Annotated in this window: 14 protein-coding genes; 13 read left to right on the top strand and 1 reads right to left on the bottom strand. The window is 71.0% G+C overall.

The features are described from left to right. The first annotated feature begins 62 nt into the window (after positions 1 to 62). From MUY22_RS39405 to MUY22_RS39385, 5 genes are all read left to right on the top strand, one after another. On the top strand, positions 63 to 779 hold the full coding sequence (locus MUY22_RS39405; RefSeq protein WP_247052269.1) for an AzlC family ABC transporter permease: 717 nt from the start codon (positions 63 to 65) through the stop codon (positions 777 to 779). Then, on the top strand, positions 779 to 1,099 hold the full coding sequence (locus MUY22_RS39400) for an AzlD domain-containing protein (protein WP_247052268.1): 321 nt from the start codon (positions 779 to 781) through the stop codon (positions 1,097 to 1,099). Before MUY22_RS39405 ends, MUY22_RS39400 begins: the two co-directional genes overlap by 1 nt. 204 nt (positions 1,100 to 1,303) lie before the next feature. Then, positions 1,304 to 1,924, top strand: coding sequence for a pyridoxal 5'-phosphate synthase glutaminase subunit PdxT (gene pdxT, locus MUY22_RS39395; protein ID WP_256474869.1), 621 nt, complete (start codon positions 1,304 to 1,306; stop codon positions 1,922 to 1,924). Between the two features lie 41 nt (positions 1,925 to 1,965). Beyond that, entirely contained in the window at positions 1,966 to 2,721 is a 756-nt protein-coding gene (locus MUY22_RS39390; protein WP_247052267.1) for a YebC/PmpR family DNA-binding transcriptional regulator, read from the top strand. A gap of 136 nt (positions 2,722 to 2,857) precedes the next feature. Beyond that, complete coding sequence (locus tag MUY22_RS39385) at positions 2,858 to 3,409, top strand: DUF4262 domain-containing protein (RefSeq protein ID WP_247052266.1); 552 nt, start codon at positions 2,858 to 2,860, stop codon at positions 3,407 to 3,409. Position 3,410: 1 nt separating this feature from the next. Here MUY22_RS39385 and MUY22_RS39380 read toward each other — a convergent pair whose 3' ends face one another. After that, on the bottom strand, positions 3,411 to 3,851 hold the full coding sequence (locus tag MUY22_RS39380) for a cupin domain-containing protein (RefSeq protein ID WP_247052265.1): 441 nt from the start codon (positions 3,849 to 3,851) through the stop codon (positions 3,411 to 3,413). A gap of 73 nt (positions 3,852 to 3,924) precedes the next feature. Between MUY22_RS39380 and ruvC the strand changes: the two genes are divergently transcribed. The 8 genes from ruvC (at position 3,925) to MUY22_RS39340 (ending at position 13,178) form a co-directional block, all read left to right on the top strand. Next, positions 3,925 to 4,542 (top strand): crossover junction endodeoxyribonuclease RuvC, encoded by a 618-nt coding sequence (gene ruvC, locus MUY22_RS39375; protein ID WP_247052264.1) that lies wholly within the window; start codon positions 3,925 to 3,927, stop codon positions 4,540 to 4,542. Continuing rightward, the gene (gene ruvA / locus MUY22_RS39370; protein WP_247052263.1) at positions 4,539 to 5,132 is read left to right on the top strand and encodes a Holliday junction branch migration protein RuvA; all 594 of its coding nucleotides are present in this window, start codon (positions 4,539 to 4,541) and stop codon (positions 5,130 to 5,132) included. The genes ruvC and ruvA overlap by 4 nt, the downstream gene beginning before the upstream one ends. A gap of 9 nt (positions 5,133 to 5,141) precedes the next feature. Beyond that, a complete protein-coding gene (gene ruvB / locus MUY22_RS39365) occupies positions 5,142 to 6,215 on the top strand; it encodes a Holliday junction branch migration DNA helicase RuvB (protein WP_247052262.1) in 1,074 nt (357 codons plus the stop codon). A 120-nt stretch (positions 6,216 to 6,335) separates the two neighbouring features. Continuing rightward, positions 6,336 to 6,746: a preprotein translocase subunit YajC gene (gene yajC, locus MUY22_RS39360; RefSeq protein ID WP_247052261.1), complete on the top strand. Its 411-nt coding sequence runs from the start codon at positions 6,336 to 6,338 to the stop codon at positions 6,744 to 6,746. Positions 6,747 to 6,967: 221 nt separating this feature from the next. Next, the gene (gene secD / locus MUY22_RS39355; protein WP_247052260.1) at positions 6,968 to 8,773 is read left to right on the top strand and encodes a protein translocase subunit SecD; all 1,806 of its coding nucleotides are present in this window, start codon (positions 6,968 to 6,970) and stop codon (positions 8,771 to 8,773) included. Between the two features lies 1 nt (position 8,774). Then, positions 8,775 to 10,001, top strand: coding sequence for a protein translocase subunit SecF (gene secF, locus MUY22_RS39350; protein ID WP_247052259.1), 1,227 nt, complete (start codon positions 8,775 to 8,777; stop codon positions 9,999 to 10,001). 1 nt (position 10,002) lies between these two features. Next, on the top strand, positions 10,003 to 10,521 hold the full coding sequence (locus MUY22_RS39345; protein ID WP_247052258.1) for an adenine phosphoribosyltransferase: 519 nt from the start codon (positions 10,003 to 10,005) through the stop codon (positions 10,519 to 10,521). Between the two features lie 302 nt (positions 10,522 to 10,823). Beyond that, the gene (locus MUY22_RS39340) at positions 10,824 to 13,178 is read left to right on the top strand and encodes a bifunctional (p)ppGpp synthetase/guanosine-3',5'-bis(diphosphate) 3'-pyrophosphohydrolase (protein WP_247052257.1); all 2,355 of its coding nucleotides are present in this window, start codon (positions 10,824 to 10,826) and stop codon (positions 13,176 to 13,178) included. Positions 13,179 to 13,443: the final 265 nt, after the last annotated feature.

Below are 13,443 nucleotides of genomic sequence, written 5' to 3'. Positions count from 1 at the left end.
CGCTCCATCGGTCTGTCTGTTCGCCTTGACGAACACGGGTGCGTCTGTTCACTATAGAACACATGCGTTCGATATGGCGAACACTCGATCGGGCCCTCGCCCGGGACATCGGCCTGGTCTGCCTGGCCGATTGTCTCGTGGGGGTGTCCTACGGCGCGATCGCGGTGGGTTCCGGCTTCCCGGTCTGGGCGCCGATGGTGATGTCCCTGCTGGTCTTCGCGGGGGCGTCGCAGTTCATGTTCGTCGGCATCGTGGCCGCCGGCGGCAACCCGTTCGCCGCCGTGCTGGCCGGGCTGCTCGTCAACACGCGGCACCTGCCGTTCGGGTTCGCGATCGGCGACGTCTTCGGAAAGCGGTGGGGCGCGCGGCTGGCCGGCAGCCACCTGATGAGCGACGAGACGGTGGCGTTCGCGCTGGCTCAGGACGAGGTCCGGCGCCGCCGCGCGGCCTACTGGGCCTGCGGGCTGGGGATCTTCGTCTGCTGGAACGCCGGCGTGCTGGTCGGTGCGTTCGCCGGGTCGGCGATCAGCGACACCGACGTCTTCGGGCTGGACGCGGCGTTCCCCGCCGTGCTGCTGGCGCTCGTCCTGCCGTCCCTGCGTGACAAGGCGGCCCGGCTGCCGGTGCTGCTCGGCGTGGTCGCCGCCCTGGTCGCGACGCCGTTCCTGCCCGCGGGCCTGCCGGTGCTGCTCGCCCTGGTCGGCGTGCTCGCCGGGGCCGCGGCGCGCGAGCCCAAGCCCCAGCCCGAGCCGGAACCCGAGCCGCAGGAGGCCTGCTGATGGACGGCACCGAACTGCTCATCGGCACGATCGTGCTGGCCGTGGGCACCTACGCCTTCCGGCTCGCCGGACCGCTGCTGCGCGAGCGGGTGAAACTGTCGCCGCGCGCCGAACGGCTGATGGTGCTCGGCGCGGTCGTGCTGCTCGCGGCGCTGGTCGCGGTGAGCGCCCTGACCGAGGGGCACTCGTTCGCGGGCTTCGCCCGGCCGGCCGGGGTGCTGGTCGGGGGAGTGCTGGCCTGGCGCAAGGCCCCGTTCGTGGTGGTCGTCATCGCGGCCGCCGCGACGGCCGCGCTGCTGCGCCTCGCCGGCGTCCCCTGACCACCGATCGTGCGGCGCTGTTGCCGGGTCGCCGGCGCCCCAATGTGGCGTTGGGTGCGTCAGACGCACCCAATGTGGCGTTCGGTGCGTTGAGCGCACCCAACGCCACATCGGGGCGTTCCGGGTCTGCGTGCGGGCTGACCTGCCGCTCCGCCGCGGCGGGTCTGCGTCTAGGCTGGCGGGAAGGGTCTTTCGGGAGGTTGGGTGTCGTCGAAGCCGGTCGTCGGTGTGCTCGCCCTGCAGGGCGCCGTGCGCGAGCACGTCGCGATGCTGGAAGAAGCGGGCGCGCGGGCGGTGCCGGTGCGCCGGGCCGCTGAATTGTCCGAAGTGGACGGTTTGGTGCTGCCCGGCGGCGAGTCGACCACGATGTCGCGGCTGCTCGAGACGTTCGAGCTGCTGGAACCGCTGCGCGCGCGGATCGCCGGCGGGCTGCCCGCGTTCGGGTCGTGCGCCGGGATGATCCTGCTCGCGCGGCAGACCCTCGACGGGCGGCCGGACCAGCAGCAGCTCGGCGGCCTCGACGTGGTCGTCCGGCGCAACGCCTTCGGCAGGCAGGTCGACTCCTTCGAAGCCGACCTGGACTTCGCCGGGGTCGACGGCGGCGGCGTGCACGCGGTGTTCATCCGGGCCCCGTGGGTCGAGAAGGCCGGTGACGGCGTCGAGGTGCTGGCCACGGTCAGCGGCGTGCCCGGTCTGGGAGACGAGGCCGCTAGGATCGTCGCGGTCCGGCAAGGGGCGGTGCTGGCGACCGCGTTCCACCCGGAACTGACGCCCGACGTGCGGGTGCACCGGTTGTTCGTCGACCTCGTGCGCAAGGCTGCTTGAGACGCGGTGCCCGGCCGGGGTACGGAACAGATGGAGGAGAGATGAGCGGCCACTCCAAGTGGGCCACCACGAAACACAAGAAGGCCAACCTGGACGCGAAGCGCGGCAAGCTCTTCGCTCGGTTGATCAAGAACATCGAGGTGGCCGCGCGGACCGGCACCGGTGGTGGCGACCCGGACGGCAACCCCACGCTCTACGACGCCATCCAGAAGGCGAAGAAGAACTCGGTTCCGCAGGACAACATCGAGCGCGCCCGCAAGCGCGGTGGTGGTGAAGAGGCCGGCGGCGCCGACTGGCAGAACATCACGTACGAGGGTTACGGCCCCAACGGCGTGGCGGTGCTGATCGAGTGCCTCACCGACAACAAGAACCGCGCCGCGATGGAGGTCCGCACCGCGCTCACGCGCAACGGCGGCTCCCTCGCCGACCCGGGCTCGGTCGCGTACATGTTCACCCGCAAGGGTGTCGTGATCATGCCGAAGGCCGACGCCACGGAGGACGACGTCCTCATGGCGGTCCTCGACGCGGGTGCCGAGGAGGTCAACGACCTCGACGAGACCTTCGAGATCGTCTCCGAGGGCGGCGACCTGGTCCCGGTGCGCAAGTCGCTGCAGGAGGCCGGGTTCGAGTACGAGTCGGCGGAGCTGACGTTCCTCCCGTCGGTCAGCGTCCCCCTGGACGTGGAAGGCGCGAAGAAGGTCTTCCGGCTGATCGACGCGCTCGAGGACTGCGACGACGTCCAGAACGTCTACGCGAACTTCGATGTTTCGGACGAGGTGCTGGCCGAGGTCGACTGACCGGCGACAGCGAAAGAAATGCGCCGCGGGTGATACTCGCGGCGCATTTCTTTTCCCTTGCCCCGCAACGCATCCCGGCCCGATCCGGCGACATTCGGGGCCCGGGTGCTGGGCTGCGGCGGGCTCGTCGGGCACAATGTGGGCCGTGACCTCGACGACGCCCGCCGCCTCCGCCGAAATCGCCGCCGACCTGACGGCGGACGAACAGCGCCTGGTCGAATGGATCGAGACGCAGGCCAAGGAACGCGGCAACGCCGTCGTCACGGTCGCGGGGGACGACGAGGGCGCCGGCTACTGCTTCACCGCCTGCGCGTGGGCGCTGCACAACGTGCCCGAGGCCGTCGTCGTCGGGCTGCCCGACCAGATGGGCCAGGTCCTGCTCGACGCGTACGTCGACCGGGCCGCCAACGGCGAGATCTTCGAGGTCGGCCAGCGCTACGACAACTTCTTCGACGGCGTCCCGGTGGTCCTCGAGCGGGTCGCCAAGGGCCACTACCCCGAGTACTTCGGCACGGCGTTCCTCATCTACCCGGACGGCGACTTCCCGGCCCTGCAGCTGATCGTCGCCACACCGGAGGGCAAGTTCCCGTGGCACCCCGACGCGCCCGAGGGCTTCGCGAAGTGGCAGCTCGTGCTCACCGAGAGCGGCGACCCGGAGAGCTGGACCCCGGGCGTCGACGGCCCCTGAGTCAGAACTTCCGCAGGTCGGCGGCCGCGGCCGGGTACTCCACCGCGAGATCGGCCGCCGCGGCGAACTCCACGCAGTCGTCCGTGTAGGGCGGCACCACGACCGTGCCCAGCAGGCTCCACGCGCCGCTCGTGACCGTCGCCTGCCACGTCCCCGCGGGCACCACGACCTGCGGGCGTTCCCCGGCCGCGACGTCGGTGCCGAGCACCGGCCGCTCGACCGTGCCGTCCGGGTGGAGCAGCAGCATCGCCGCCGGCGCGCCCGCGTGGTGCGCGTAGACCTCCACCCGGTCCAGCCGGTGCGGCGCGGAGAACTCCGGCGCGACGAGCAGGTAGTAGATCGCCGAGCCGGCGGCGGAGCGCCAGCTCTGCGCCCACCGCCCGCCTTCGACGGGCAGCGGCCGCAGGCCCAGGTGGGTGACGAAATCCGATGGCTCCGGCATGTCAGCCATCCTGCCGCAGCCGTGCCCAGTAGCCTCAGGCTCGAACTGATGTTCGCGGCGGGAGGGAAACGGCGTGCGGGTGCTCGGGGTCGACCCCGGATTGACCAGGTGCGGGCTGGGCGTGGTCGACGGCGGCAAGGGCCGGGCCGTCCGGTGCGTGGCCGTGGACGTCGTGCGGACGCCGCCCGACGCGGATCTGGCGCACCGCCTGCTCGGCATCTCCGACGAGGTCGAGCGCTGGCTGGACAAGTACAAGCCGGCCGCGGTCGCCGTCGAACGGGTCTTCGCGCAGCACAACGTCCGGACCGCGATGGGCACCGCCCAGGCCGGCGGTGTCGTCGCGCTGGCCGCCGCGCGCCGGGGCCTGCCGGTCGTGTTCCACACCCCCAGCGAGGTCAAGGCGGCCGTCAGCGGCTCGGGCCGGGCGGACAAGGCCCAGGTCACGGCCATGGTCATGCGGCTGCTGAACCTCGAGGTCGCGCCGCACCCCGCCGACGCCGCGGACGCGCTCGCGCTCGCCATCTGCCACCTGTGGCGGGAGCCGATGCGGGCCCGCCTCGCCGAGGCCGAAGCCCGCGCGGCCGAGATGGCCCGCACGCACAAACTGCGGCTGGCCGCGGCCGCGAAACAAGCCACCGTCAAGAAGCCGGCGGTGCAGCCCGCCGTGAAGAAGCCTGGAGCAGCACGATGATCTCGTCGGTACGCGGAGAAGTCCTGTCGGTCGCCCTGGACCACGTCGTGGTCGAGGTCGGCGGGGTCGGCTTCGCCGTGCAGGCCACCCCGGCGACCCTGGCCACCCTGCGCCGCGGCGAGGAAACCCGGCTGCACACCGCCCTGGTCGTGCGCGAGGACTCGCTGACGCTGTTCGGGTTCGCCGACGTCGACGCGCGGGAGCTGTTCGGGCTGCTGCAGACGGTGTCCGGGATCGGGCCGCGGCTCGCGCTGGCCACCCTCGCCGTACTCGACCCCGGCAAGCTGCGCGGCGCGCTGGTCGAAGGCAACATCACCGTGCTCACCTCGGTGCCCGGCATCGGCCGCAAGGGCGCCGAGCGGCTCACCCTGGAGCTGCGCGACAAGGTCACCGCGCTCGGCTCCGGCGACGCGCCGGCCGTGACGGCACCCGGCGCGTTGCGCGCGGAGGTCGTCGAGGCGCTGGCCGGGCTCGGGTTCCCGGCGAAGCAGGCCGAGCTGGCCGTGGACAAGGTGCTCGCCGACGGCGACGACCACACGACGGCCAGCGTGCTGCGCGCTTCGCTGACCACCCTCGGCCGGAAGCGGTAGGACGCCTTGATGGACCATGACGCCGTGACCGAGGAAGAGGACGACGCCCTCTCGGCGTGGGCCCAGACCGGCGAGGAGAACGTCGAGGGCACGCTGCGGCCCCGGCGGCTCGACGAGTTCGTCGGCCAGCCGCGCGTGCGCGAGCAGCTGGAACTGGTGCTGGAGAGCGCGCGGCGCCGCGGGGTGCCGCCCGACCACGTCCTGCTGTCCGGCCCGCCCGGGCTGGGCAAGACGTCGATGGCGATGATCGTCGCGGCCGAGCTGGGCGCGGCGCTCAGGATCACCTCCGGGCCGGCCCTGGAACGGGCCGGCGACCTCGCCGCGATGCTGTCCAACCTCGCGCCCGGCGACGTCCTGTTCATCGACGAGATCCACCGGATCGCCCGCCCCGCCGAGGAGATGCTCTACCTGGCGATGGAGGACTTCCGGGTCGACGTCGTGGTCGGCAAGGGCCCGGGCGCCACGAGCATCCCGCTGGAGATCGCACCGTTCACGCTGGTCGGGGCGACCACCCGGTCCGGCTCGCTGACCGGCCCGCTGCGCGACCGGTTCGGCTTCACCGGCCAGATGGAGTTCTACAGCGACACCGAGCTGGAGCTGATTGTCCGGCGGGCCGCGACGATCCTCGACATCCCGATCGACCGCGACGGCTGCCAGGAGATCGCCGGCCGCTCGCGGGGCACGCCCCGGATCGCCAACCGGCTGCTCCGGCGCGTCCGCGACTACGCCGAGGTCCGCGCCGACGGCAAGGTGACGGTCGGGATCGCCCGGGCCGCGCTGGCCGTCTACGACGTCGACGAGCTGGGCCTCGACCGGCTCGACCGGGCGGTGCTCACCGCGCTGACCAAGTCGTTCGGCGGCGGTCCGGTCGGCATCTCGACCCTGGCGGTCGCCGTGGGGGAGGAGGCGACCACCGTGGAAGAGGTGTGTGAGCCCTACCTCGTGCGCGCCGGTATGCTCGCCCGCACCCCGCGTGGCCGGGTCGCCACCGCGACCGCGTGGGAACACCTCGGTCTGGTGCCCCCCGCCGACCACCCGGGGCGCCCCGACCAGGGCGGATCGGCGCCGTTCGCGCAGGACTGAGCGGCCCGTACCGGCGGGTGGGTGCTGGCGTCCGCGCCGGTACCTGGCACACTTGGCAGGAGCACACCACCCAAAAACCGGACATTTCGGCTGGGCCCGGAGTCCGTCGAACGGAGAATCATGCAAAACCTTTTGCTGCCACTGCTGCTCGTGCTCGTCCTCGCCGTGCCGCTGGTGATGAGCTCGCGCAAGCAGAAGAAGCAGCAGGCGGCGCAGCAGGACCTGCAGAGCAGCCTGGCGCCCGGTGACCGCGTGATGACCACTTCCGGTCTTTACGGCACCGTCGCCGACACCTCGGGCGACAACACCATCGACATCGAGATCGCCCCCGGCGTCGTCACCACCTGGCTGCGCCTCGCGGTCCGCGAGAAGGTCGAGCCGGTCGTCGAGACCGACGAGACCCCGGCCGACGAGCTGTCGTCGGACGCGCCGGCCGAAGAGTCGATCATCGAGTCGGGCTCCGGCATCAAGGACGACGAGCCGGCCACGACCGCGCAGGTCGCGCCCCCGCTGGAGCACGGCAAGAAGTAAGGCCCCGCGGCAACCCCGGGCAGGGCGCGAAACCCCCGACGAAAGTCGGTGTGGCCGCAACGCCGGGCTCACGCAGCACCGAGTAGTGTCTCGGTGCTGCGTGCGTGTCCGCCGTCATACCCGTGCCCGGGAGTGAATCGCACACAGTCCCGGCCCGGAAACCCTCCGGGCGGGCACCGCAACGTCGGGGTTCCCACCCAGTCCGAGGAGACCGAAGCACCGTGGCAGCATCGGCCGGGCATCTCCGCCCGGGACGCTATCTCGCCCTGTTCGCCTTGATCGTGATCGTGCTGTACGCGCTGGTGTTCCTCACCGGCAACCACAAGCCGACCCCGAAGCTGGGCATCGACCTGCAGGGCGGCACCCGGGTCACGCTCACCGCCCGCACCCCGGACGGTGGCCAGCCGACCCGGGAGTCCCTGAACCAGGCGCGCCAGATCATCGAGCGCCGCGTCAACGGGATCGGCGTCGGTGGCACCGAGGTCCTCCTCGACGGCAACAACGTCGTGATCACGGTCCCCGGCGAGCAGGGTGACCAGGCGAAGAACCTGGGCAAGACGGCCAAGCTGGGCTTCCGGAAGGTCGTCGCCAACGCGACGCAGCCGGTCGTGCCCCCGCAGACCACGCCGCCGACCGGCGTCCCGACCGGGACGCAGGCCCCGACGTCGGGCGCCCCGAGCACGCCCCCGGCGTCCTCCGGCGCGCCGACGGCCGGTTCGAGCGTCCCGCCATCCAGCCCGGCCGCCGGTGGTGGCGGTGCCCCCGCCGCCGCGCCCGCGCAGGCCCCGAGCACCACGCCGGCCCCGCCGAGCAGCAGCACCCCGCCGCCCGCGACGAGCCAGGCGCCGGCCCCGGTGGACGGTTCGGTCGACGCCGACACCGCGAAGCAGATCCAGGCCGCGAAGGCCGTCCGGCAGAACCCGCAGATGATCGGCGCCGACGGCACCCCGAACCAGGAGCTCGTCGCCCAGGCGATGGCGGCGATCACCTGCGCGCCGAACGCCAAGGACCCCCTCGAGGGCAACGACGACCCCAAGCTGCCGCTGGTCGCCTGCGGTGACCACGACACGTACAAGTACCTGCTGGAGCCGGAGTTCCTGCCGGGCACCGAGATCGCCGACTCGAGCTCGGGCTACGACCAGCAGCGCGGCCAGTGGGTGGTGAACCTCAGCTTCAAGAGCGAGGGCACCAAGATCTGGGCGGACTTCACCTCGAAGAACACCAACCAGCAGGCCGCGTTCGTGCTCGACACGCAGGTCGTGTCCGCGCCGAACATCCAGGTCGCGATCCTGGACGGCAACACCCAGATCACCGGCAAGTTCACGCAGACCGAGGCGAAGGACCTCTCGGACATCCTGAAGTACGGCTCGCTGCCGCTGTCGTTCGCTTCCTCGGACGCGACCACGGTGTCGGCCACGCTGGGCCTCGCGTCGCTGCAGGCCGGCCTGATCGCCGGCGGCATCGGCCTGCTGGTCGTCTTCATCTACTGCCTGTTCTACTACCGGCTGCTCGGTGTGCTCACCATCCTGTCGCTGGGGCTGTCGTTCTCGCTGGTGTTCGCGGTGCTGGTGCTGCTCGGGCGCTGGATCGGCTACACGCTGGACCTGGCGGGCATCGCCGGCCTGATCATCGCCATCGGCATCACGGCGGACTCGTTCGTCATCTACTTCGAACGAATAAAGGACGAGATCCGGGAGGGCCGGACGTTCCGGTCCGCGGTGCCGCGCGGCTGGACCCGCGCCCAGCGCACCATCCTGGCCTCGGACGCGGTGAGCTTCCTGGCCGCGGCGATCCTGTACATCATCGCGGTCGGCGACGTCCAGGGCTTCGCGTTCACCCTGGGCATGTCCACGGTGCTCGACCTGGTGATCGTCTACCTGGTGACGCACCCGCTGGTCGCGATCGCGTCCACGTCGAAGTCGAAGTTCCTGTCCAATCCCAAGTACCTGGGCCTGGGTGCCGTGCAGCAAGTGGGTTCGCAGCGCAAGTCGACCTCGGTCGGCCGCGCGAACGTGAAGGAGGCCTGACGTGGGCGTCGAAGAACTGGGCAGGGACGCCGACGGCGACATGAAGGTCGCGGCGAAACCCGGCAAGAAGGACAGCATCTTCCGTCGTCTCTACGTCGGCAGCGGTGCGTTCGACGTCGTCGGCAAGCGCAAGCGCTGGTACATCTTCTTCTCCGCGCTGGTGCTCGTGTGCCTCGCGTCGATGATCTTCCGCGGCTTCAACTACGGCATCGAGTTCGAGGGCGGCACGCAGCTGCAGATGCCGGCCAACGGCGTCCACGGCGTGATCACCGAGGACCAGGCCAAGGTCTCGTTCGAGAAGGCCCTCGGCCACCCGGCCGCGGAGACGCAGAAGGTCGGCACGGGTGACGCGTCGACCATCCAGATCCGCACCGAGACGCTGGACGCGGCGGACGTCGCCAAGCTCAAGCAGACCCTGTTCCAGGACCTGGGGCCGATCGGCAGCAACAAGCAGCCGAGCGTGCAGGCGATCAGTGACAGCGCGGTCAGCGCGTCCTGGGGCGGGGAGATCTCGCAGAAGGCGCTGATCGCCCTCATCGTGTTCCTCGTCGCGGTGGTCATCTTCCTGGCGATCTACTTCGACCTGCGGATGGCGTCGGCGGCCCTCGTTTCGCTGCTGCACGACATCTTCGTCACCGCGGGTGTGTATTCGCTGATCGGTTTCGAGGTCACGCCGGCGACGGTGATCGGCCTGCTGACGATCCTCGGGTTCTCGCTCTACGACACGGTGGTGGTGTTCGACAAGGTCCGCGAGAACACGCGCGGCCTGCTCGGGCTGACCCGCCGCACGTTCGGCGAAGCCGCGAACCTGGCGCTGAACCAGACCCTGATGCGGTCGTTCAACACCGCGTTCATCGCGCTGCTGCCGATCCTCGGCCTGCTGATCGTCGGGTACGTGCTGCTGGGCTCGGGCACGCTGCAGGACCTGGCGCTCGTGCAGCTCACCGGCACGATCGTCGGCGTCCTGTCGTCGGTCGCACTGGCGACGCCGCTGCTGGTCGACTTCAAGATGCGCGACCCGAAGTACCGGCAGCAGGCCGAGCGGGTCCAGCAGCGCCGGGCCAACCAGGAGCGCAAGGCCGCGAGCGGCAACTTCGACGCCTCGGACGACGACGCCCTGGCGGCGGAGCTGCGCAAGGAGAAGGCGTACGCCGCCGCGTCGAGCGTGCCCGCCCGGATCCAGAAGCAGCGTCCCGCGGGCAAGCCGGCCGGGAAGCGGAAGCGCTGACGTGGAGCTGGAGAAGGCCCTCGGCCTGATCGCCGAGGTGCCGGACTTTCCCGAACCCGGCGTGCTGTTCCGCGACCTGAGCCCGATGTTCGCGGACGCCGGCGCCTTCAAGGCCGTGACCGACGCGCTGGCGAGCACCATCGACCCTGGGGTCGAGGCGCTCGCCGGCGTGGAGGCCCGCGGATTCCTGCTCGCCGCGGCCGTCGGGTACGCCCACGGCCTCGGCGTGGTGCTGATCCGCAAGCCGGGCAAGCTCCCGCTGGTCGCGGGCCGGGTGGACTACGCGCTGGAGTACGGCACGGCCACGGTCGAGCTGCCGGCGGGCGTGGTGCACCCCGGCCAGCGCGTCGCCATCCTGGACGACGTCCTGGCCACGGGCGGCACGGTCGCGGCGACCGGCAAGCTCCTGGAAGACGCGGGCGCGGTCGTCGACAGCGTCTCGGTGGTCCTGGAACTGGCGGCCCTCGGCGGCCGTCAGGTGCTGGGGGACCGGAAGATCCACGCACTGCGGGTCTGCTGAACCCGTAACCCGCGTGATCCCGGACGGATTTCACGTGATCGAGGCCGGAACTCACGAGTTCCGGCCTCGATCACGTTGATGACGGGTCCGGTCACGCGAGTCACGGCTTTGATCACGCGAGCCACGGCTTCGGCCGGTTGCGGTGAGCGACACGCCCGCGTCGATCCGGCGATCGGGTGAATCCGCAGGTCAGCGGGCTCTACGGCCGTCCGGATCACCCGGAACGGGCGCACCCGGCGGGGTCGCAGGACCGAGCGGCTACCCTGGGGGTTCGAAGGCCGCACGAGCAGCAGGAGGTGCGGGTGAGCCAGGAGCTCGACGCCGCGGTGCCCGCTCAAGAGGGCGCCCCGCAGAACGGGCAGGCGGCGGCACAGCCCGCGTCGCCGAAGCCGAACGGCGCGGCCCCGAACCCGTCCGCCACCCGGCGGGTGCGCGCCCGTCTCGCGCGGCGGATCACCGCCCAGCGCGCCGCCCCGGTCAAGCAGGTCCTGGAACCCCTCGCGGTCATCCACCGCGAGCTGCACCCCAACGGCGACCTCGGGCTGCTGCAGCGCGCCTACGACGTCGCCGAGGAGCTGCACCGGAGCCAGCGGCGCAAGTCCGGCGACCCGTACATCACGCACCCCCTGGCCGTCGCCACGATCCTCGCCGAGCTGGGCATGGACACCACGACGCTGGTCGCGGCGCTGCTGCACGACACGGTCGAGGACACCGGCTACGCCGTCGAGAGCCTGAAGGCCGACTTCGGCGAGAAGGTCGCCGAGCTGGTCGACGGCGTCACGAAGCTGGACAAGGTCAAGCTCGGCACGTCCGCCGAGGCCGAGACCATCCGCAAGATGGTCATCGCGATGGCCAAGGACCCGCGGGTGCTGGTCATCAAGCTCGCCGACCGGCTGCACAACATGCGCACGATGCGCTTCCTGCCGCCGGAGAAGCAGGCCCGCAAGGCGCGCGAGACCCTCGAGGTCCTCGCCCCGCTGGCCCACCGTCTCGGCATGGCCACCGTGAAGTGGGAGCTGGAGGACCTCGCGTTCGCGATCCTGCAGCCGAAGAAGTACGACGAGATCGTGCGCCTGGTCGCCGACCGGGCGCCCTCGCGCGACATCTACCTGCGCTCGGTCATCACCGACCTGACCAGCAACCTCGTGTCGTCGCGGATCACCGCGAAGGTCGAGGGCCGGCCGAAGCACTACTACTCGATCCACCAGAAGATGATCGTCCGCGGCCGCGACCTGGACGACATCCACGACCTGGTCGGCGTGCGGATCCTGGTCGAGGACGTCCGCGACTGCTACGCGGCGATGGGCGTCGTCCACGCGCTGTGGCAGCCGGTTCCCGGGCGCTTCAAGGACTACATCGCGCAGCCGCGCTTCAGCGTCTACCAGTCGCTGCACACCACGGTGATCGGCCCGGACGGCAAGCCCCTCGAGGTGCAGATCCGCACCTACGAGATGCACCGCACCGCCGAGTACGGCATCGCCGCGCACTGGCGGTACAAGGAAACCAAGGGCACGCACAACGGCAACGCCGTGGACGTCGACGAGATGGCGTGGATGCGCCAGCTCCTCGACTGGCAGCGGGAAGCGGCGGACCCGGGCGACTTCCTCGAGTCGCTGCGCTACGAGCTGGCCGCGCGCGAGATCTTCGTGTTCACGCCGAAGGGCGACGTGATCACGCTGCCCGTCGAGTCGACGCCGGTCGACTTCGCCTACGCCGTGCACACCGAGGTCGGGCACCGCTGCATCGGCGCCCGCGTCAACGGCCGCCTGGTCGCGCTGGAACGCAAGCTGGAAAACGGCGAAGTCGTCGAGATCTTCACCTCGAAGGCGGAGAACGCCGGCCCGAGCCGCGACTGGCTGCAGTTCGCGGGTTCGCCGAAGGCGCGCGCGAAGATCCGGCAGTGGTTCGCCAAGGAACGCCGCGACGAGGCGATCGAAGGCGGCAAGGAAGCGATCACCAAGGAGATCCGCAAGGTCGGCCTGCCGATCCAGCGGCTGGTCTCCGCGGAGTCGATGGGCTCGATCGCCACCGAGCTGCGCCACGCCGACATCTCGTCGCTGTACGCGGCGGTGGGGGAGGGCCACACCAGCGCCAAGCACGTCGTGCAGCGCCTGGTCGCGCTCATCGGCGGCGTCGACGCGGCGGAGGAGGAGCTCGCCGAGCGCGCGACGCCGTCCACCGTCACCCGGCGCCGCGGCTCCAACGACGTCGGCGTCGTGGTCAAGGGCGCGAGCGACGTCTGGGCGAAGCTGGCCCGCTGCTGCACCCCGGTGCCGGGCGACGAGATCCTCGGCTTCGTGACCCGCGGCGGCGGCGTTTCGGTGCACCGCACCGACTGCACCAACGCCGGCGACCTGCAGTCCCAGCCCGAGCGGCTGGTCGAGGTCGAGTGGGCGCCGTCGGCGTCGTCGGTGTTCCTGGTGGCCATCCAGGTCGAGGCCCTCGACCGGCACCGCCTGCTCTCGGACGTGACGAAGGTGCTGGCCGACGAGAAGGTCAACATCCTGTCGGCCTCGGTGACGACGTCCCGCGACCGGGTCGCGGTCAGCCGCTTCTCGTTCGAGATGGGCGACCCGAAGCACCTGGGCCACGTCCTCAAGGTGGTCCGCGGCGTGGAAGGCGTCTACGACGTCTACCGCGTGACGTCGGCGTCCTAGCGCGCGCTCACGACCGGAGCGGCAGGGGCCGCCGACTCGCCTGGACTGTCCACAATGGACATACCGTGATCTTTTCGGCCGGGCGCGAAGAAATTGTCGAATGCCGGTCCGGCCCATTCCCGGAATCCGCGACCGCGCCCATTTCCGGCGGGTTTCCGGAACCGGCCCGGGAAATACGGTGCCGCGTTCTTCGAGTGCATGCTACGGTCGGCAAATTGCAGGTGAGGGAGCCGTCCGGAAGCGGTGCGCCCGGCCTCGACCCTCC

Source organism: Amycolatopsis sp. WQ 127309, assembly GCF_023023025.1.
Taxonomy (GTDB): domain Bacteria; phylum Actinomycetota; class Actinomycetes; order Mycobacteriales; family Pseudonocardiaceae; genus Amycolatopsis.
This window is presented reverse-complemented; position numbering and strand designations above follow the sequence as displayed.